The 20,100-nt window shown below is 66.8% G+C and carries 12 protein-coding genes and 6 pseudogenes; 14 read left to right on the top strand and 4 right to left on the bottom strand.

What is annotated here, in order from left to right:
* Window positions 1-199: 199 nt before the first annotated feature.
* The 5 genes and pseudogenes from ACWCP2_RS24975 to ACWCP2_RS24995 all read left to right on the top strand — a co-directional run bounded on the left by ACWCP2_RS24975 (window position 200) and on the right by ACWCP2_RS24995 (window position 6,636).
* Complete coding sequence (locus ACWCP2_RS24975; protein WP_450910812.1) at window positions 200-1,132, top strand: LuxR C-terminal-related transcriptional regulator; 933 nt, start codon at window positions 200-202, stop codon at window positions 1,130-1,132.
* 333 nt (window positions 1,133-1,465) lie between these two features.
* Window positions 1,466-2,134, top strand: a pseudogene (locus tag ACWCP2_RS24980) (beta-ketoacyl reductase); the annotation flags it as partial.
* A gap of 235 nt (window positions 2,135-2,369) precedes the next feature.
* Window positions 2,370-2,906, top strand: a complete 537-nt coding sequence (locus tag ACWCP2_RS24985; RefSeq protein ID WP_450910846.1) for a thioesterase domain-containing protein — start codon at window positions 2,370-2,372, stop codon at window positions 2,904-2,906.
* A gap of 56 nt (window positions 2,907-2,962) precedes the next feature.
* Complete coding sequence (locus tag ACWCP2_RS24990; RefSeq protein WP_450910813.1) at window positions 2,963-4,570, top strand: MFS transporter; 1,608 nt, start codon at window positions 2,963-2,965, stop codon at window positions 4,568-4,570.
* 37 nt (window positions 4,571-4,607) lie between these two features.
* A pseudogene (locus ACWCP2_RS24995) lies at window positions 4,608-6,636 on the top strand (HelD family protein).
* 56 nt (window positions 6,637-6,692) lie between these two features.
* Here ACWCP2_RS24995 and ACWCP2_RS25000 read toward each other — a convergent pair.
* Window positions 6,693-7,370, bottom strand: a pseudogene (locus ACWCP2_RS25000) (helix-turn-helix domain-containing protein); the annotation flags it as partial.
* A 32-nt stretch (window positions 7,371-7,402) separates the two neighbouring features.
* On the opposite strand from ACWCP2_RS25000, the pseudogene ACWCP2_RS25005 reads away from it, so the two are divergent.
* From ACWCP2_RS25005 to ACWCP2_RS25035, 7 genes and pseudogenes are all read left to right on the top strand, one after another.
* A pseudogene (locus ACWCP2_RS25005) lies at window positions 7,403-8,559 on the top strand (RHS repeat-associated core domain-containing protein); the annotation flags it as partial.
* 87 nt (window positions 8,560-8,646) lie between these two features.
* Entirely contained in the window at window positions 8,647-9,405 is a 759-nt protein-coding gene (locus ACWCP2_RS25010; RefSeq protein WP_450910814.1) for a hypothetical protein, read from the top strand.
* Between the two features lie 54 nt (window positions 9,406-9,459).
* Window positions 9,460-9,780, top strand: a complete 321-nt coding sequence (locus ACWCP2_RS25015) for a hypothetical protein (RefSeq protein ID WP_450910815.1) — start codon at window positions 9,460-9,462, stop codon at window positions 9,778-9,780.
* On the top strand, window positions 9,710-10,162 hold the full coding sequence (locus ACWCP2_RS25020; protein ID WP_450910816.1) for an RNase A-like domain-containing protein: 453 nt from the start codon (window positions 9,710-9,712) through the stop codon (window positions 10,160-10,162). Before ACWCP2_RS25015 ends, ACWCP2_RS25020 begins: the two co-directional genes overlap by 71 nt.
* Before the next feature lie 10 nt (window positions 10,163-10,172).
* Window positions 10,173-10,730, top strand: coding sequence for a hypothetical protein (locus tag ACWCP2_RS25025; protein WP_450910817.1), 558 nt, complete (start codon window positions 10,173-10,175; stop codon window positions 10,728-10,730).
* 9 nt (window positions 10,731-10,739) lie between these two features.
* A complete protein-coding gene (locus ACWCP2_RS25030; RefSeq protein ID WP_450910818.1) occupies window positions 10,740-11,039 on the top strand; it encodes an RNase A-like domain-containing protein in 300 nt (99 codons plus the stop codon).
* A 10-nt stretch (window positions 11,040-11,049) separates the two neighbouring features.
* Window positions 11,050-11,727 (top strand): annotated as a pseudogene (locus ACWCP2_RS25035) (contact-dependent growth inhibition system immunity protein).
* 141 nt (window positions 11,728-11,868) lie between these two features.
* Here ACWCP2_RS25035 and ACWCP2_RS25040 read toward each other — a convergent pair.
* Window positions 11,869-12,060, bottom strand: a pseudogene (locus ACWCP2_RS25040) (CorA family divalent cation transporter); the annotation flags it as partial.
* A gap of 716 nt (window positions 12,061-12,776) precedes the next feature.
* On the opposite strand from ACWCP2_RS25040, the gene ACWCP2_RS25045 reads away from it, so the two are divergent.
* A complete protein-coding gene (locus ACWCP2_RS25045; protein WP_450910819.1) occupies window positions 12,777-13,370 on the top strand; it encodes a hypothetical protein in 594 nt (197 codons plus the stop codon).
* A 5-nt stretch (window positions 13,371-13,375) separates the two neighbouring features.
* Here ACWCP2_RS25045 and ACWCP2_RS25050 read toward each other — a convergent pair whose 3' ends face one another.
* Window positions 13,376-14,164 (bottom strand): SAVMC3_10250 family protein, encoded by a 789-nt coding sequence (locus ACWCP2_RS25050; protein WP_450910820.1) that lies wholly within the window; start codon window positions 14,162-14,164, stop codon window positions 13,376-13,378.
* A 602-nt stretch (window positions 14,165-14,766) separates the two neighbouring features.
* Window positions 14,767-19,473 (bottom strand): hypothetical protein, encoded by a 4,707-nt coding sequence (locus ACWCP2_RS25055; RefSeq protein ID WP_450910821.1) that lies wholly within the window; start codon window positions 19,471-19,473, stop codon window positions 14,767-14,769.
* A gap of 281 nt (window positions 19,474-19,754) precedes the next feature.
* Here ACWCP2_RS25055 and ACWCP2_RS25060 point away from each other — a divergent pair, with 281 nt between their 5' ends.
* On the top strand, window positions 19,755-20,096 hold the full coding sequence (locus tag ACWCP2_RS25060) for a hypothetical protein (protein WP_450910822.1): 342 nt from the start codon (window positions 19,755-19,757) through the stop codon (window positions 20,094-20,096).
* The last annotated feature ends 4 nt before the right edge of the window (window positions 20,097-20,100 follow it).

Below are 20,100 nucleotides of genomic sequence, written 5' to 3' on the forward strand. Positions count from 1 at the left end.
GGTGTTCGGCGGGCCGCCTGGTGCCATGACACCGAGCGGCCAGTGGGAGAGGAGACCCGATCGGGGGACCCCGTACTCGATCATGGCCATAGGTATGCTGTCCGCAACGCACCGGGGGAGACCCCTACCGAGGCGAGCACGGGGGGCTGAAGTGCTGGAAAGCGTCGGTCTGCAGGCGCAGGATCACGATGTCTACCGGATGCTTCTCCTGCATCCGAGCTGGGGGATCCGCGACATCGAGGCCAATCTCGGCCTGGCCGGGGACGAGGTGCGCTCCTCCCTCGACCGGCTGACCAAGCTGTCCCTGCTGCGCTCGTCGACCGAGGTCGAGCGCTTCGTTCCGGCCAGTCCCGAGGTGGGACTGGCACCGCTGCTCCAGGGCGTCGAGGCCGAACTCGACGAACGGCGCGCCAAGCTCTCCCGCGACCGGGCCATCCTGGCCTCGCTCACGTCGGAGTATGCCTCCATCCGGGCCCAGGCGGGCGCCGAGGGCGTGGAGCGCGTCGCCGGCGTGGAGGGCGTGCGGAGCCGGCTGACGGAGCTGTCCCGGCAGGCCGTCACGGAGGTCCGGGCCTTCATGCCCGGAGGCGCCCTGAGCCCCGCCGCGCTGGAGGCGTGCCGCCCGCTGGACGAGCACAACCTGGGCCGCGGCGTGCGCATGCAGACCGTCTATCTGGACAGCGTGCGCAACGACAACGCCACGGCGGACTACGCCGCCTGGTTCACCTCTCGGGGCGGCCAGTCCCGAACGGTGCCGTCCCTCCCCATGCGGCTGATCCTCTGCGACCGCTCCATCGCCGTCCTCCCCGTGAGCCAGGACGTCAGCCGCGAGGGCGCCTTCGTCATCCACCTCAAGAGCGTGGTCACAGCCCTCAACGAACTCTTCGACCTCATCTGGGAACGCGCGGCCCCCCTGGGTGACACGCCGGCCCCCGAGTGCGAAGGCCCCAGCGAGCGGGACCTTGCGCTGCTGAAGATGCTGGAGGACGGCCTCACCGACGAATGCATCGCGCGCAAACTGGGCGTCTCCATCCGCACGGTCCGCCGCCTGATGGCGGACATCCTGAAACGGCTGAACGCCCAGAGCCGCTTCCAGGCCGGCATGGAAGCGGTCCGCCTGGGCTGGCTCTGACCCCTCCCGGCACCTGGTTCGGGGGGCATCCGCCGGAGGATCGAGACCGAGCGGTCGGGCCGATCATGGAATCTGCTGCCATGCTGAAGTCCCGCGGATCCAGCCGATTCACCGCACAGCGCACGGCGGTTCCCGCATCGTCGGGCCGTGGAGCTGCTGGCGGCGGGTCATACCGATCCGGCGGTCGCCGCGGTGTCGCTGGCCGCAGTGACGCTCGCGACGCGGTGGTCTTCTCCGGGACCACCGAGGCGGTGTCGGCGCTCGGGTCGAGGCTGATGGCCGAGCGCGTCAAGACCAGCAGGCTGCGGGTGAGCCACGCGTCGCGATCTGGAGCTGTCGGCGTTCGTATTGTTCTCGTCCGCCGCGCCGTTGCTCGGCGGACAAGGACAGGGCGACTACGCCGCCGCGAACAGCATGCTGGACGCGCCGGCACGCGTACGGCGCGGCGCGGGCCTGCCCGCACACTCGCTGGCCTGGGGACTGTGGACCGTGGGCATGGCGGGGATGCTCTCCGGGGACGGCGCCGAGCAGTACGCCCGCCAGATCCGGGCCAGGCTGGGCCTGATCCCGATCGACCCGGAGTCGGGGATGGCGCTGTTCGACAGCGCACTCGCGACCGACCGGGCGACACTGGCCACGGCACTGCTGGACACGACGGCGCTCACCGCCCTGGCGCGCGGTGGCACGCTGCCGGCGGTACTGCGCGGCATGATCCGGATTCCCCCGGCCGCCGCGAGTGCCGATGTCAGCCTGGTGCGGCAGCTGGCCGCACTGCCCGAGCCCGAGGCCGACCGCGACGGTGTGATCGTCCGAGAGGCGCGCAACGTCGCCGCGGCGGTCCTCGGCCACCTGTCCGGCGACGCGATCGACCCGCACGCGCCGTTCACCGAACTCGGTTTCGACTCCCTCGGGGCCATCGAATTCCGTAACCGGCTCGCACAGTTGACCGAGCTGACGCTGCCGTCGACGCTGATCTTCGACCACCCGACCGCCACCGATGTGGCGAAGCTGGTGCTGTCGCTGATCGAGGAATCCGACACCGGGGTGGGGGAGCAGGTACCCGCCGGCGTGCGCGGCACGATCACCGACCTGGTGTCGGCGGCGCACGGACGCGGTGAGCTGGCAGAGGCGATGCCCCTGCTGATCGCGAGCTCGGCTCTGATGACCACCTACCCCGCCGACGAGGCCGCCGCACGGCGCCCGGCCGCGCAGCTCCTGGCCCGCGGCGATCGAGAGCCTGGCCGCGGCCGTCGCGTCGGAACGCGGGCGAGGCCCGGTGGCGCTCATCGGCTATTCGATCGGTGGTGCGCTCGCCCATGCGATCGCCCGGCGGCTCGAAGACGACGGCGTCGAGCTCGTGGGCGTCGCGATGATCGACACCTATTCCCCGGAAGACCCCGAACTCAAGCGACTGGTGCTCACCGACGCACTGGGGCAGATCCTGTCCCGGGACAACGCGCTGACTCCCGTCGACGACCATGGCCTGGTCGCCTTGGGCGGCTACGTGAGGATCTACCCCGAACGCGAGGCCAAGCCGATCGCCGCGCCGACGCTGAATCTGCGGGCCACCGTGAGGCTGAGCTCCGCACGCGTGCACCGAGCATTCGACGGTCGCGGGACGCGGTGCGACCGCTCACTGGAGGGCATGAAATCCCCTGACTCGCAAATCCGTCAGGGGCATAAAAGCGGTCGGTCTGCAAATCCGGCGGAGGGCATATATTCCGTTCGATCGCAACGGTCCTGGCGAGGAAATCGGAGCTTGACAGTGCCCTAGCGTTTACTTATGGTCCAGTCGTTCACGTTCCTGCCGGTCGATATCCGAAGGTGTTCATGACTGCGTCTCCAACGTTGCCCAAGCCCAGGCAGCAGTTGATTCTCGCCATTCTCATGCTGTGTTCGCTGCTAATTTGGCTGGACAATACCGTCCTGAGTGCCGCGCTGGAGACCCTTTCGGACCCGGTTCGTGGACTGGGGGCTAATCCCGGTCAACTGCAATGGGCGACCGGTTCGTACACCCTGGCCTTCGCCACATTGATGTTCACCGCAGGGGCATTGGGGGACCGGTTCGGGCATCGGACCGTGTTTTCCAGTGGATTGGTGATCTTTGCGGGGTCCTCGCTGTGGGCTGCGTACGCAAGCGATGCGGGCCAGCTGATTGCGGCCCGAGCCGTGATGGGCATGGGCAGCGCGTTGATCACGCCCGCCATGATGGCCATCCTCATGTGGACTTTCACCGGCCCCGCACGGGCTGCCGCCATCGGCATTTTCTCGACGTCGGCCGGTGTCGGAATGGCTGCCGGCCCGGTACTGGCAGGGTTCCTCCTGGATCATTTCTGGTGGGGCTCGGTCTTCCTGATCAATGTCCCGGTCGCGGCATTGGCGTTGATCGGGCTCGTCGTGCTGGTTCCTAATTTCCGCAGCCCCATTCTGCGGCCCATGGACCCCGCAGGAATGTTGCTGTCGATCAGTGGCCTCGTGGCATTGGCCTACGGGCTGATCCGGGCGGGGCAGGTGACGGTGTGGACTCGTACCGACGTCTGGGCGCCGATCGTTGCCGGTCTGATTCTGCTGGTTGTTTTCGTGCTCGTCGAACTGCGTGTCAAGGCGCCCAGCTTCAACCCGCGACTGTTCGCGCAACGTGCGTTCAGCGGCGGCAATGCGGCGCTCGGACTTCTGCTCTTCGGCGTGGCCGCGATCACCTTCTACAACGCGTTCTACCTGCAAGGCGCGCTCGGGTTTTCGCCGACGAAGGCAGGTTTGGCCAATATCCCGACCGCGGCCGGCGCGCTCGCGGGGGCGCCTCTCGCCTCGCGCCTGGTGCGCCGCCTGCCGCTCCGCCTCGTCACCGTGCCGGCGATCACCGTGGGCGCGCTGACCATGGGCGGGTACGGGTTCCTCGGACTCCAGACTCCCTTCATCTGGATCGAGATCCTGCTGTTGATACAGGGTCTGGCGATCGGCATGGTGATCGGCCCCGTAACAGCCGCACTGATCAGCGACCTGCCGTTGGAACAGGCCGGTGCGGGATCGGCCGTCACCAACACCGTGCGGCAAACCGGCAGTGTGATCGGAATCGCGGTGGGCGGCACGATCCTGTCGATCATGTACCGACGGGCGATCGAACCTTCGCTGGAGGGCGTACCCGGCCCGCTGCGGGAACAGGCGCGAGTCTCCGCCGAACAGGCCCGCCACATCGCCACCACCACGCACCGGCCCGCTCTTGCCGAAGCCGCTGACCATGCGTTCATCCATGCCATGCACGTCGGCGCAGGCTGGATCGCGGCCATCGCACTCCTCGGAGCGGTTGTGCTGCTGATCACCTTGCCCGCTGCCGGAAAGAAGACGGGTCCGACAGCGGAGCCGGACCACGAAGAGACCCGCAGCTCCGCGGCAGCGGCACATCCGACCAAGGAGCCCTCTGTTGCCCAAGAACAGTGATTCCACCGCGCGCGCCGTTGAATCGGAGCGGGAGTATGTGTCCTCTCTGTACGAGTTGCTCGCCGACCGGATTTCCGAGGCGCGAGCACACCGATCGGGTGTGCTGAAGGCACCGGCGGAAAGCGCCGGCGAGACGTACGAAAGAGAAATCACCGCCGAGCGTCTGGCCAAGGAAATCGGCCGGCTGGAGGGCGCCGAAAAGGGGCTGGTCTTCGGGCGCGTCGACTGGACGGACGGCACGGCCCTGCGCATCGGGCGGATCGGACTGCATACGGAGGAGGACGACCTGCCTCTGCTCGTGGACTGGCGCGCGAACGCGGCGCGGCCCTTCTACGAGGCGACACCGGTCCACCCCGATGGGCCTGCGCCGGCGCCGGCACCTGCGCCTCGAGGAGCGCACGGTCATCTCGGTGAGCGACGAACTGCTGGACGGGACCGCCCCGACCGACGAGGACGTCGTGGGGGACGGCCCGTTGACCGAGGCCCTGTCGGCACGGCGTACGGGCAGGATGCACGCGGCCGTCGCGACGCTCCAGACCGAACAGGACGAGATCGTCCGCTCCGCCCACCGCGGGGTGACCGTGGTGCAGGGCGGGCCCGGCACCGGCAAGACGGTGGTCGCCCTGCACCGGGCGGCCTACGTCCTGTACGCGTTTCCGCGCGCCGCGGAGGAGGGTGTCCTGGTGGTGGGTCCGAACGCCCGGTTCCTCGACTACATCTCCCAGGTCCTTCCCTCGCTCGGAGAGAACGACGTCGTTCTGGCGACCTGCCAGGAACTGGCCGGAATGTCCACGGACACGGTGGACCCGTTCGATACGGCGCGGCTCAAGGGCAGTTCCGATCTCGCGGACGCCTTGGCCGGTTTGCTGCGCGTCCACCAGGCCCCCGCCGGTGACTTCACCGTACGGGTCGGACAGGAACCGGTTCGCCTCTCCGGCGAGGAAGTGGCCGCGGCCCGCGACGCCGCCGTGGCAGCCGTATCGGGACACAACCCCGCGCGCCAGGTGTTCAAGGAGCTCTTGGTCGACGCCGTCACCGACGCGATGCAACGGGACATGGGCGACCTCCTGGAGCAGATCGACGCCGATACCGAAAGAATGACGGGCCTCAACCTCGACCGGTTCACGGGAGCCGCCCAGCGCCGTGTCGAAGGTGCGCCCGACGCCGGTCCGGTCCACGAGCTGGACCTGGACGCCATCCGAGCCGATCTCCTCGACGACGCCGGTGTCGAAGGAGCGGTCGAGGCGTTGTGGCCGCGGCTCGTACCCGGTGACCTCGTGAAGGCGCTCCTGACGAACGCCGGCGCTCTCGCCGAGCACCTGCCCCGCCTGACCTCGCAGGAGCGGTCCCTTCTGCTGCGCGGTCAGGACGATCCGTGGACCGATGCCGACGTGCCGTTGCTGGACGAGGCGGCGAGCCTCGTCGACGGCCTCCCCGAGCGGACGTACGGGCACGTCGTCGTCGACGAAGCGCAGGAACTGACCTCGATGCAGTGGCGGATGATCGTGCGCCGCTGCCCGGCGAGGGCGATGACGCTGGTGGGTGACTTCGCCCAGGCCGGCCCGGTCGCGACAGCACGCGACTGGAAGGAGGCACTGAGCCCCCACGTCGGACCGCGGTTCAAACTGCACAACCTGACCGTCAGCTACCGCACCACGCAGGAAATCCTGGAAAGCGTCCGGGACCTGCTCACGCGGATCGCTCCGGATCAGAAGCCCACACGGTCACTGCGAAGCGGTGAGAGCCCTCGCACCGTGACCACGCCTCCGGACGGGCTGGTCACCGCCGTCGTATCGGAACTCCGCGCCCAGAGCGCCGCGCACCCGGGCGAGCTTCTGGGAGTGATCTGCGCCGACACCAGGGTGAGCGAGCTGACGGCCGAGGGCGTCGCCCACCACGCACGCATCGTGCCGGCGTCCGAAGCGCGCGGCCTGGAATTCGACGGGGTCGTCGTCATGAGCCCCGAGGAAATCATCACGACCCGCCCAGGTGGGGAAAGAGACTTGTACGTAGCCCTGACCCGGGCCACCAAGCGCCTCTGCACCATCACCGTCCAGCCCGCCTGACGACACTCGGCGCCCGCGTCCTCGCCGCGGGCGCCACTCGGTCGCCACACGGCCGCTCATACGGTGAGGGCGAGATCGTGCATGAGGGAGATGCCGAGCAGGGCGTGGTGGAATCCGTCGCCGTTGAGGCGGCAGTCGCGGAGGATCCGCCAGGTTTTCATGCGGGCGAGGAGGTGGGCGACGCGGGTGGGTGCCTGCTTGTGCAACTCGTCGCGGGTCTGTTTCGGGGCGGGCCGTTGTTCGCCTTCGCGCCGGTGGTGCGGCAGGACGAGTCCGGTGCCCGGGCCCGGGTGGCCGCCGTCGGCGACGGCCGTGGCCGTGCCGGCAGAGACTGCGGCGCCGGACTCCTGCGATGCCTTGTAGCCGTCGCGGATTCCGGCGTGGGGCCGGCCGACCACGATGACCAGGCGGGTGTCGGCGTCGATGACGACCTGATGGCTGGAGGAGGATCGGCAGTTCTTCGACCGGGCGGCGGTGGTGTGGTCGCGGGCAGGGACCAGGGCGCCGTCCACGATGAGCACGGTCTCCTTGGCGAACCGTTTGCGGGGCTGGAGCGCGAGCATCGGCCCGAGGTGGTCGATGATGCGGTCCGCGGCCGACTTGGACACCCCGAACAGCGGCGCGATCTGGCGCATGGTCAGGTTGGTGCGCCAGTAGGCCGCGACCAGCAGCGCACGGTCCGCCAGTGGAAGGCTCCACGGCCGGCCCTTGCGGACCGCGTCCGCGCCGCGCCTCACCCGGATCGCCAGGCGGCGGCGGTCGTCGTAGACGAATGACTTGCCACGTGGACGCCGCGGGCAGGCTCGCCGCCCGCACCGACGCGCTCGGTGCCGTGCAGGGCGTCGGGGATGGCCTCGGTGTCGACCTCGCCCTTCGGACCATCTCGGTCGAGCGTGACCAGCTCGGCCAGGTGACAAACAAGGATGTCGACGGCGAGGTCACGATCTACGCGTACGACAGGGCGGGACGCCTGCTCGAGGCAGCCGGACCGGCCGCCGAGCTGCGGTACCAGTACGACCGTCGCGGACTCGCCAAGACCGAACTGGTTGACGGCCGCCCCATAACCTACGCGTACACGCCCTGGGCCCGCCGTACGTGCCGCACCACACCCACCGGCCATGCCACCTCCTATGCCTACGGTGCCGACGGACAGCCCCACCGGCTCACGACCGGCGGCCGGCCCGTCGAGTTCACCCACGACGCCGCCGGCCGCGAACTGGCCCGGGTCACCGCCGTCCACGCTCAGGGCTGGACGGAGCGCTACGCCTACAACGCCGCCGGCAACCAGACCTCGGCATCCTGGCCGTCCGGCCACCCCGGCGGCGAAGCCACCGGTTCACGTGCCTACGCCGGCACCCGCCTCAACCGCGCCGGAGACGTCCGATTCGAGTACGACGCCCTCGGCCGGGTCACCCTGCGACAGAAGACCCGGCTCTCCCGGAAGCCGGACACCTGGCGTTACGCGTGGGACACGGAGAACCGGCTCACCTCCGTCACCACCCCTGACGGCACCCGCTGGAGGTACCGGTACACCCTGCTCGGCCGCCGCACCGCGAAGCAGCGCCTGGCGCCCGACGGCGAGAGCGTGGTGGAGGAGGTCCGGTTCACCTGGGACGGCCTGACCCTGTGCGAACAGACCACGCTCCAGCCGGACCAGCCGAACACGGTCGCCCTCACATGGGACCACCGCGGGGATGTCCCCCTGGCGCAGACCGAGCGCATCCACCTACACCCGCTCCGCTTCCCGGGCCAGTACTACGACCCCAAGACCGGCCTCCACTACAACTACTTCCGGCACTACGACCCCGAGACCGGCCGCCACACCTCCCCCGGACCCCTTGGGCCTGGCTCCCGCGCCGAACCCCGTAGCCAACCCGAACACCGCTTCGCGACCCGCTTGGCCTCATGCCCACTTACACGAAGGGGTGGTTAAGGGCAGGATTCCTGCCAAGAACGGCTACATGGCTCCCGCAGAGCAGAGCAGAGCAGGTCAGATGAGGTGGCACGCACATGAAACTCACCATCGGCGACGAATGGACCGCGACGGTGACGGGCGATCCGCTGACCATCACCCCGCGTTTCGACTTCTGGGACCTCAAGGTGTCCATCGCGACGTACGCGAACGTCGAGGAACGTGGCCAATTCCTCCTGGACACCTTCGGGAGCCATCCGTATCTGTGGGACACGCCCGACGAACTCCACTTCGATCCGGCCAGCCGGAACCTGGTCGGGGCCGAGTTCCAGATCGCCGTCGGGTCCGCTGACGCCGAGGACTGGGCGCGTGTTCCCGCAACACCTCTCGTCCGCCCGGGTGGTTTGCGTGCGGACGAAGCCCGGGACTTCAGTCTGGAAGTGACCACGGAACTGTGCCGCGCACCCGCGGACAGCGAGCTGACCTGTCTGCGCGACCTCGAGGTCCTCGACGAGCCGCTGGAGGCCCGGATCGGCATCGCACCCGACGTGGCGCTCCTGGTCCAGCACGGGACCGTCGTCGGTTGGAGCCTCACGGATTCCGCGCGGTACTTGACCACGGGCTTCGCCGTTCCCGACGAGGCTCCTCCCGCCCCTGCCACCCGGCTCCTGCTCGCCGAATGTCTGGACCTCCTCACCACGCCGCTGCTCGACGAGGTGAGGCGTCGGGACCCGGCCGCCCTGGCCGGCCTCCGGGAGCTCGACCACCGTCTGCGTGACCAGCGCGAGGACCGCCACCGCATCGACGCCCTGACAGTGAAGATCGCCGACTTGGTGGCGGACTACGGGCACCGGTGACGGTCGGCCGGGGAAGCTGACGCTCTGCGTGCCTGGGCGGCCGCCGCGGAGGATGTGCGGGACGACCTTCGCAGGCTCTACTACGAAGCCGTGCTGAAGGCCCTGCCGCACATCGACAGAAGCGACGGCCTGGACTTGAAGGACGTCAAGAGCTTCGGCAAGGGACTCCTCAAGATGGGGAGGGGTTTCGCGGTCGGCTTCTCCCTTGAGGTGGACGAGGAGGCGATGAACGCGACGGTCGAGGCGTACAACAACCGCGTGCACCGACAGGTCGCGGAGCTCAACAAACTGCATGAAGCCCTGGATGAGGCATATCTCAGTGCTCCCGCGTTCCGGGCCGAGTCGGCGCGGGCGGAGGGTGGGAAAGACGGATGAGGAACTGGAACAAAGGCTGAGGGACCAGCAGATCGTGAGGCCTTCCGGCATCCGGCCCGAGGCCGTTTCTGCGTTCGGGAACCTTGCAGACGCACAGCGGTATGCTCAGGCGGCTCTGTATGAACCGAGCAATCAGAGGAAAATCGACAATTGGCTCGCGGGCAACCCCGGACCCAACTCGTCACGCTCGCTCCTTCTGACGACGAACGACGTCGTGGGAAGGTCGTGGGACCGGGGCGACGCTGCCGCGCGTGACGTGACCCATGTGTGGGTCGTTCTGAGACCCAACCCGGGAAGCCACCCGCACACCCGCCGTTCGTCGTTCTCACTTCCATGCCCACCGACAAGACCCAGCACCCGTAGTGCGCACTTGGAGAACTGAGGTAAGGCCCGTGACCCAGATGGACGCCACCTCGTGGAGCCGTTCCCTGCGGGCCCTCTTCGGAGAGGGCATGTTCGCGGCGGTGGGGGCGCGGCGGCTCGATGACTGGCGCCTGGACGCCCTCGACGTCATGCAGCTGCGGACGGACGATCCGCGTGGCTGGCCGAAGGTTGCCGCGGCACCGGGAGGGGGCGACCACGGCATCGGCCCGGACGGCCCGTTCAGTGCTGTCACGCCAAGGGACTTCAGCACCGCCTTCCCTGTGTCCAGGAGGGGCGCCGAACAAATCCTGGTCACTCTCCAGGGCGAGTGGTTCCAAACACAGGATATTCCGGATTTCGATGCGCGAGAAGCCGAGCTGACCTCGCACGCGAGAATGATCCTGGAAAGATTCGGAGAAGACGCGCTGTTCATGACCAATGCGGTGACGGCGCGAGAGAATCCGCATGCCGATATGTTCCGTCGCGAGGGTGCCTATGAGGGCTTCACCGGCCACGTAATGGATTGTGGTGTAATCGCTGTCTCCGCTATAGAAGTCGGCATCTTCTGGGGCTTCACCATCGACTGAGGATTTCCCGTGCGTACCCGTTCTGCCACCTATCCCGACCGCGCGACCGCACAGTGGTGTACCCAGCAGGTCGTCACGCGCAACGAGCAGGCCGTACATCGCTGGCCGGCCCAGAGCACACGACCGAGGCTCACCATCGAGGCGGCTTGGCCGTCCCGTGAGGAGCCCGTCGGGCGCGTGTTGCTGCAGGCGATGATGCTCGCCGGCCGCGAGCCCGTCGATGTGCGGGCCGCGCGGGTGACGCTGAGGCGTGAAGCGGTGAGTCCGCACGGCTTCGTCGTGCACGCCACTTACCCGATCTACCTCTGAAGGTGCCGCAGTGCCGATGAAGCCGTTTGAGTTCGACCGCCGGTACGGCGAACTCGACGTCGTCGTCGCAGCCTTCGTCGGACAGGAACCCGACAGTCCGGAAGCAGGCACAGCGCCTCCGGCTCTTCAGGCGTACCTCCGGCACACCTGGCACACCCGGCCCTGGGCGCTCTCTGTCGCCGAACAACAACTCCGGGAGTACGCACGGAATCCGCCGGGCCGCTTGCGGCTGCGCCTCGGCGAGTTCTCTTCGGTACCCGACATCGGGCTGTCCGAGTCCCGGACTCAAAGCTGGCTGTCCGAGATGGCCGACCACATCAAGCGCAGCATCGAGTCCGGCGATGTGCCGCCGCCGGTCGCGCCCCAGACCCACTGGGAGTGGCACGCCCGCTTCGGGGAGCTGGGACAGTTCCTCGGTGGTTGGTTCTCGCAGGACATGCCCGACGAGTTCGGCGACCACGATGCGGCGGTCCGCGATTACGGGGCAACGGTTGACCCCCAGCTGACCGCCCGGCTGGTCGGCGAGATCCACGAACTGCTGGCTCTGGGGCTGGAGTAGCACGACTACGCCGCCGGCGTCGCTGAACTCGGCATGGAGGTCGAGCCGCCGGCCCCGTTCCCGGTCGAAGCCTGGCTCCGGACGGTGGCGGACCATCTCCGGGCGGCCAGGCCCGACTACACGAACTGAACGGTCCCGCCCGGAGGGCTTTGGGGCCGGGCGGGGCAGTCCCAAGGTGCGGGCGGGCTGCGGGTTCTCCCCGGGGGCGCCCGGCGAGCCACTTCCTAGTGTTCGCGAGAGCTAAGTTGATCAATGGTGCTGCTGTGCGGTCTACAGCCAGTCGCGCTTCTTGAAGATGACGTACAGGCTTACGCAGACCACTGCCATCAGCAGGATCGCGAAGGGGTAGCCCGCCACCCACTTCAGCTCCGGCATGGTCTCGAAGTTCATGCCGTAGATGGTTCCCACCAGGGTGGGGGCGAAGAGGATGGCGGCCCAGGAGGAGATCTTCTTGAAGTCGTCACCCGCACACCGCTGACCTGCGGAAAACGGTTGGTCAGGCCCTCTGACCTGCGACGATCCGCTTTTCAGGCCCTTTCGTAGCGCTTCCCGTTTATGCGGTCGATCCTCCCCAGCCGCTCCCCAACGGGGCTGCGCTCTCCCCAGATTCTCCCCAGCGGAGGCTGAGCCTGAGGGAGGATCGCCGTTGGTCGGGACCGTGATCTACCTGCCATGACACGCTAGGCGGCGTGGGGGTAGCTGGGCAGAGCAGGTGGCCGCTGTTTGGATGGACTGTGTTCGGGGTGTGGTGCGGCTGCTCGGTGCCGGAGGAACGTGCATCCGAGTCGGCCAAGGCGCAACGTCCCCCTGGCACGGCCACAGCCGTTAGCTTGCCGTCCCCGAGGTGCAGTCAGCCCCGGCCGGGGCGATGGGCCGGCCAATGACGGAGTTTCCGATTCTGACGCTGATCACACACCTCGTATCGCGCTCGGCAAGGACGTCCGCGTCGTCGATCATCACGATGACCAGTTCTTCGGGGGGTGCAGGCATCAGGATTTTCTCCGGACCTTCCGTTCCAATCGTGCACGTGTGATCAGTCGGCACTCCCCTGCGGAGGAGGGCGAGGGTTCGGTAGGGCCAGGCACGGCTGCCGGCTCAGGCGGCCACGTCCACGCTGTGACCCCGGGCTTCCCGTTGCGTCTTGCGGAGAGACGGGCGGGTTCTCGACCATGTCGCCTATGACGAACCAAGCGCTGATCGGGCTGCTTACAGCGGTCTTCCTGGTGTATTTGGGCTACCGACTGGGGGCGGCCGATACGATCCGGCGGCGCGACCGCGATCTTGAAGTGATGCGCAATCAGGTTGATGCTCACTTGCGTTTCGCGGATCAGCAGCTCCAAGCGCAGAGGGAGGTGGAACGCGAGCGCTACGTCCAAGAGCGGGTGGAAGGAGCTTACGAAGCGCTGGGTCGCTGGTTGCATGACCTGGACCGGACCATCGACGAAGTGTGGGCAGGAGCCCATGCGACAGATGCAGCAATCCGCACGAAAGCTGAGTTGATCGTACGGCGGTGGCCCTGGGAGGCGCTAGGCGTGCCCGAGTACGCGAGCGGCGCGCAGCTCTACTGGAGTAGCGAGGTGCGGGCGTTGACTCGGAAGTTTGCCGGCGCGTCAGCGCGATTCACTAACCGAGCGACGGGTGCCCTGACACACAGCGGCGACTGCGAGGGACTGCAGGATGTCCGAGTAAGGTTGTGGGAGTCGGTCAACGACATGCACGGCATCTTGGGCGAGGTTCGAGACCAGGCTCGTCGCGACCTAGGAGTCGAATAGGGGTCCTACGGCGACAAGGTTCGACTCCCGGCGGCCTGTCGCCGCCACCAACCCCGACGTGGGGGGCGCTGAGGCGCGTTCTCAACGAACAAGGGTGTGGCGACCAGCAGGCGGTGGGCGAACTGCGGCGGGCCTGCATCCATAAGGATCTTCGCGTATCCACGCATCCGGTTCCGGCGGGGCGGCGGATACTCGCGACTCATCCACGCGTATACGCCGTAGGCGGCTGTCTCGATGCTGTCGGCCGGCCGCCGGTTGGGCACAATCTCGGTCAGGAACTCGGGAATCACGCCGATTCCCTGTGCGTCGCGTCGCGCGATCTCACCGATCATCTCGTGCAGCCACGAGGTGTCCGAACCCATTCGCCCGGCAGATTCGGCCTGAACGCGCAAATGCTGAACCGATCCACACAGCAGCACGCCGTTGTCGGCAGCTGCGGGATCTGCCGAGGGAAAGGATCCCACAAACAGCACCACGTCGTCCGGAACCGTCCCGCTGTCCTCGTGCACTGTTCTGTGCGCCAGATCGAGATCGAAATGGACCCACTGGTTCGGCCGCAGGTTTGGTAGCTCCAGGCTGCTTGGAGCGTGGTGCTTGACGAGGCGTTCAACAGCACGCTCCAGGCCGGCTTCGGTGACTTGCGTGTTGGATGCTGAAGTTCCGAGGCTGATTTGGGCTGTCAAGGGTCCTATCGGCGCCTGGAGCGAACCGCTGAGGAGCGGGAAGCGGGGGTCGGTGGCTCCCAGGAGGCACGCGTTGAGTTTCTGCTCCGACAAATAGATCAGATCACGCATCTTTGCCCCCACCGAAGCCCTCTCTGTAACCAGATCATCGGTCGTATGGACGTCCATTGCAACGCGGCCGGTTCCGGGACCGCGCGCTGTTGAGACAGAGACCAACGTCGCTGCGGGCAGGGTCCCCCCACCTCCTGGGCAGCGTCACCACACCACCTAACCAAGCGGCACCCACGACCGCCGTCACCCCCAGTGGAACGACCGCACCCGCACGTCCTGAACCGTCATGTGGCAAGGAGCACCATGCCCCCGAAGATCACCCAACCGGCTGGTGAGCCCATATGCTCCAGCGGCCTCGCGAGGCGGACGCGACCGAGGAAGGGCCCCGATCCCTCGCCCGCGTCGAGATCATGATCAGGGCTCCCTGATTGATGCGGTCGGCTCTCCCCAGATTCTCCCAAGCGGAGACTGCGTTTGCAGGAGGACCGCCGTTGCTCGAGCCACCTGTCGTCACGGGCAATGCAAGGCAGCGGCAGAGGGACAGGGCATGTCGTCTCTGTTCGCTCGGTGGTAGATCGCGGCCCGCACTCCCGACGGCAGCCGGACCATGCCCAAGTAGCGGCTGTCTTGCTGTGGCGGTGAGCGCGGCAATGGCGGTTGATTCAGCGAAAGGCTTGTTCGATGCCGAAGACGAGTTGGTGGGCTTGGGGCCATCCGGTCTCGATGAAGACGTCGCAGATTTCGCGTAGGGCAGTCAGATTTTCAGGGATCCTAAGGATGTCTCGATGGTCGGCGAGGATGCGTTCCGCGAACCTGACGCAGGTGGTGACGGCGAGGGTGTCTGCCGTGTAGCCGCTTTGGGTTCCTGTCGTGGTGAGGATGTCCCGTACGCCGATGAGGCCCTGCTGCGGGCGTTGGTCCAGAACGTGCTCGTAGATCTGGACGAGGTGGTGGGTGACCTTTGCGATGGGGACCGCCACGAGCAGGTGCATCAGCGGCGTGGCTTCGTCGACGAGTTTGACCTGCTCCTCTGTGGGCTGGCCGTCACCGGAGTCACCTGGCTTGGTGACCACGTAGATCTGGAGAGCGATCGTATCGGCCAGGAGGAGTTGTGCCCGCAGTTCTTGCTGCTCGGATTCCGTCAGTGATTGGGTTCGCTCGAGTAGCGAAGTGATCCTGGCCATGGTTGGCTCAGCCAACTGAAAGTACAGGTCTAGTGCTCGTGCCCTGACTGCGGGATCGCCATCGGTGAGCGCCCCGCGCAGGCTATGGATGCACGTGCACCATGGTTCTGCACCCGGCCACTGTTTTGCCATTTGGGTGACAGCGTTGCCGGCTTCGGGCATGGCGTGGTGGACCCACAGGAGCCCAGCAGTTGTTCTACACGTGGCTGCCGCAGAATTCCGGTTGGCTGTTGGGGCGCTGCGCGCCGCTACGCGGGTGAGCAATTCGATTCCGCGTTGCCAGTTGCCCATGGACCGGCAAGCTGAATCGACCGTGGCGCTCAGTACGGCTTCGTCGTTTTCCTCGTCGGCCATGCGATTCAGGAACTCCCAGGCGAGGGCTGGGTCAGTGTGGCGGAGACAGCTGGCCGCCCGGGCGACGGTGAGTCTGATCCAACCGACGGGATCTGCGGCGAGGTCTTGAAGGGCTGAGGTGAGCTTCGGGCCGTACTGCTCCGGCAGGCGGCTCAGTTGGAGAAGGCCGCGGGCGGCTTCGCCGCGCGGGCCTTGGGGAATTAGGGTATCGAAGTGGGCGTTTTCCGTGCTGGGTTCGGGACGTCGATGTCCGGCGAAGGCCAGCAGCATGTCCCGGGCCTGCGTCAGCATGTGGGCCGGGGTTTGTGTGTTGCGTGTCCAGATTTCTGCGGCTCGCGCCAGGAGGTCTTCCGATTCTTCGCGGACAGTGTCTGTGAGGGCCCCGAGCATGCCCCACAGCTCGGTGGCTTCGGGGAAGCTGGACGTGATCTCTGATACCTCGGGGACGCCGTTGATGTGCCGGTCGGTGAACTCACGGAGCATTGTGATGAGGTCCTGGGCAGCGGCGCTTGAGGCGGCCTTGTCTGCGTTGGAGCCCGCAGAAATCGGCTCCCATGAGCTTGGTGCTGTGTCATCCCAGCCGTCCCAGTCACTCTGCTCTGGTGACCGGTCAGTCGTCGTACCAGGATGGTTCGTGGACAGGGAGTCAACGAACGCGTGGTAGCGCCGGGCCGCTGTGGCCGCTTCGGGGTCATCTGAGTCGACGCCCGTGGGCTTCAGTGCTTGGACGGCGTCTTTGAGAGCGGCTGACTGCTCAGGATCGAGGTCCGGATGGGCTGCTCGGATGAGTGTCGCCGCGGGACCAAAGAGGTCGGGGATGGTCAGGTCTGTCACGATGGTGGCAGGCTGCTCGAAGAGCGACTGCCGAAGAGCGGGGTTGTCGGCTGCTGCCAGCAGGATGCGCCGCCACACGGCGGCAGCGTGCGGCGCGGATGCCGCGGCTCCGACGATGGCCCGGGAGCCCTCCTCGTCCGTCCCGGAAGCGTGCGTCTGCAAGGTGTCGAGTAGTTCCGGTAGATCCCGTCCTGCGGGGCTGAAGGGGAAGTCCCACCGCCGTGAGTCATCGACGATGATCTCGACGGACCCGCAGGCAAGGCGAACCGTTGCGGTCGGCGCGTCTGGGCGCTCCGTGAGGCTGAGCCTGGTGAGGATTGACAGGGCGACCGTGATGTTCCACCGCAATACGTCCGGGAAGCTCTGGACCAGGCTGTACTTGGATGCGTCGAAGTCCTGTTGACGTGTGGATTGCAGGGTGAGGACAGCTCCAGAGCCCAAACGTGTGGCTTCGGACGACGTCTCCTTGTGGTTTAGCACCGCCACATACAGGTCCTCGACAATTCCTGGCACCTGGTCGATCAGTCGCTCGATGCTGTCCGTCAGGGCGAATAGGTCGTGGTAGCCGCGTTCGTATAGTTGTTCCGGGTCGATGGCCCGGCGAAGCAGAGCCTCCGTTGATTCGGAGTCGCTTGCTGCGGTCTGGATGACGGCGGTGATCGCCAGTCGCGCCCCGGGCACGGGTGGTTGGGCCCACAGATAGTCCATCAGCCGGCGTGCGGCGAGGCCGCACGCCCGCTGATGCTCGAGCACCAGGGCCTGGTACTGCGGAGCAAGGCTTCGGACCAGGTCTCCCAGAGCCTGGAGGGCCGCCGGGGGATGGTGCGACAGTCGTTCGGCGATGGCCGCCCATACCCCTGTGCCAAGGAGCGACGGGTCGGCGATTCTGATGGAGACGGCGATGGCCGCTGCCTGCAGGAGGCGCTGCGCTGCGGGGACGGCGTTCGTTGTGGCTTCGAGCAGGGGCTCGAGGTCCACGGTGCTTCGCGTGTTACGGGCCATGACCTCGGCGGCGGCGGTCATGGCCATCGGGCTCATTCCCGGATCGGCGAGCTTCAGGACCAGCTCACAGAACACTGCCGGCCCCTGGTTCCAGGCCATGTCCAGGTACATGTCGATGCTGGGACGGGCAAACAGGAGGAGATCTGGGTCTTCCTGTAGGCACTCGGGCAGGCCTCCACTGAATGCTTCGAAGTGCACCAGCGCGACGGCGTAGTCGAAGAGCACGTGGTGTGCGAACTGCAGGGGCCCTCGACCGGGTCCGCCCGCGATGCTGGGCGCCGAGGTGAGGATTGACCGAGACAGCAGCGATTGGAGGACGGTGGCTGCAGCAGTGTCGCCGGACAGGATCTGTTGGGCGGGCACAGCCAAGCGCCGTCCGCGCACCGCGTTTGCGCACAGCTTTGCGAGCAGGGCCTCACGGGCACTCCCATCCTGGCCCTCGCTGATTCGGCTCTGCCAGTAGCGGTTCAAGAGACCGAGTCGGCTGCCAACGCCAGCGAGCCCGGCAGGAGATGCACCGTCCTGTAGCAGTTCGGCGGCCAGCCGCAGGTTGAAGGGGTTCCGAAGAAGGTGCCGCTGGTGGTCGTCGGGGCTGTCGATCAGGTTCCCTAGTTCAGGAAAGGTGCTGCTCACCTGTGCGACTTCCGCGTCGTTCAAATCATCCACATGAGCCGGATCTGCAGGGAAGGCAGTGCGCAGTTGAGGAGAGTGAGACAGGTCCCAGGTGCGGATCGAGGCAATGACCCGCCAGTGTGGCAACCGTCGGCCCACGTCCCTGATGGTCGACCTCCAGAGCCCGGAAGCTGCATCGGTCCGCGCCGCGTCGAGAGCGTCGATAACGAGCAGCCCAACCTCACCGGGGGACCACTGGGCTAGGACATCCAGGAGCGGGTGTTGGAGTCCCAACTCGGACTGCAGGTTTCCCGCGCTGGTCGCTGCAAGGCTCCCTATCTGCAGGAAGAGCACGGGGCGCTGAGTATCACGCGCCGTCGACGCAATGTCGTGGAGGATGACAGTCTTGCCCGTGCCGGGGCCGCCCACAATGAGGAAGGACTCCGTCAAGGACCGTTCGGCTAGCCCCGAGGCCGAACTGCGGCTGATCGTTACGGCTCCTTGGGGCGTGGGGACCGTGGTAAGTCCGCTGCTTAGCTGCTCGAGGGTCTCTTCGGTAAGGCGCGTCAGCCGGGCCACGTCTGCCGTGAAGTTCAGGAGTGTTGCGAGAGCAACCCCACTCAAGACGAGTGACTCCTGTAGCTGCTCCAATCCTGCTTCCCCATGGTTGATGGCCAAGTGCCTGCAGGTGCTGAGCAGGACGTTCCACGCGGCGGTTGCCCGGCCGGCCTCGGCGATCACAGATGTGCGAAGCCGGTCGAGAGCTCCTACTTCAGCGGTGCCCCCGACCTCCACATCGAGAGTCCACACGTAGCACTGCCTCAGGAAGCCCTCAAGCTCAGATGCAGAAGGCGCATTGTCGCGCTGCTGCTCCCACTCCCTTGCTGCATGAGCAGTGAACACCTTGTACGCGGACTCCTGTTTCGCGTTGAGTTGAAGAGCGGCGATGTCGGAGCCGACGGGGTTGTTCCTCAGCCGCTGAAGAGCCTGGCCGAGGTCGTTCCTGACTGCCCCGGAAGCCTCTGAGGTCGTCACGAGGACAAGGCGGTCATCATCGCGCCCAGGTAGCAGATGCTGAGCGACGAACTGACCTATGGTCTTGGCTAGTTCGCTGGTCTTCGTGGTGCCCAGGGTGATTGATCGTTTGGCTTGGAGCGCCAGGGTGACGCCAGCAGTCGTGCGTACCCTGCAGTCGTCGACAGGTTCGCCGGTCTCGCACGCGACCTGCTCGACGGCACCGGTCCACAGGCCGTGCACCGGCGCTGCGGCCTCGCTGCCTAGGATGGCGACGGCGAACCATGCAGTGACGCGGTCCTGGAAATCAAAGCCGCCAGCTCCGGCGCTACCACCCGCGTCCGAGCGTGTTGACGAGTCCTCGTTCACAGGCCGCTCCTCGATCTGTTTCACCCGGAGCGTCGACTCTATCTCCGACCGCCGGAGGAGCTACGCGATGCCGTTGTCGAAGGCCGGCCGATCAATGCCACCGACGTCCTGATCGACGAACTGTTCGATGACGTGCACACCCTGGAGGGGAGGAGAGTACTGGCGGGGGGTGCGGCGGCCCGCTGTGGCACCTGGAGGACCTGCCTGAGAGATAGGTCCTCCAGTACGACATCCGATTCGCCTGCCGCTTCCTGGTGACAGCGACCGCTATTACCGGGCGCTTGACGGCTGGGAACTTCGGCCAGCCGAGTTGTATCGCCGAAGAGCTGGCCCTGAGACTGCCGCTGTGTCAGGTGATCGTGAATTTCTTGTTGTTCGGACTTCTCGGCGAAGCCGTTTCGGATGCGCTCGGAGCATTCGCTGACAACGTGTTCGAGGACATGGACCACGAGTGGCTGTACGACGATCGATGGACGGTATCGATGAGAGCGTGGGTCGGCTCGACCCTGGCGATGGCGCCCATGTCACTCGGGGCTCGGTTCAGTCCGTTCAACGAGGGCGGGTACGTGCACCCGACAGGGGAAATCAAACCGGGGTCCTCAGCGAGAGTCGTACCGTCCTGATCCA

This window comes from Streptomyces sp. NPDC002104, assembly GCF_053593795.1.

Bases quoted from the DNA above. Each gene is read 5' to 3' on its own strand.
- ACWCP2_RS25020 (WP_450910816.1), top strand. From the start codon at position 9,710: ATGAGGCATATCTCAGTGCTCCCGCGTTCCGGGCCGAGTCGGCGCGGG.
- ACWCP2_RS25045 (WP_450910819.1), top strand. From the start codon at position 12,777: ATGACGAACCAAGCGCTGATCGGGCTGCTTACAGCGGTCTTCCTGGTG.
- ACWCP2_RS24975 (WP_450910812.1), top strand. From the start codon at position 200: ATGCTTCTCCTGCATCCGAGCTGGGGGATCCGCGACATCGAGGCCAAT.
- ACWCP2_RS24990 (WP_450910813.1), top strand. From the start codon at position 2,963: ATGACTGCGTCTCCAACGTTGCCCAAGCCCAGGCAGCAGTTGATTCTC.
- ACWCP2_RS25050 (WP_450910820.1), bottom strand. From the start codon at position 14,164: ATGCGTGATCTGATCTATTTGTCGGAGCAGAAACTCAACGCGTGCCTC.
- ACWCP2_RS25010 (WP_450910814.1), top strand. From the start codon at position 8,647: ATGAAACTCACCATCGGCGACGAATGGACCGCGACGGTGACGGGCGAT.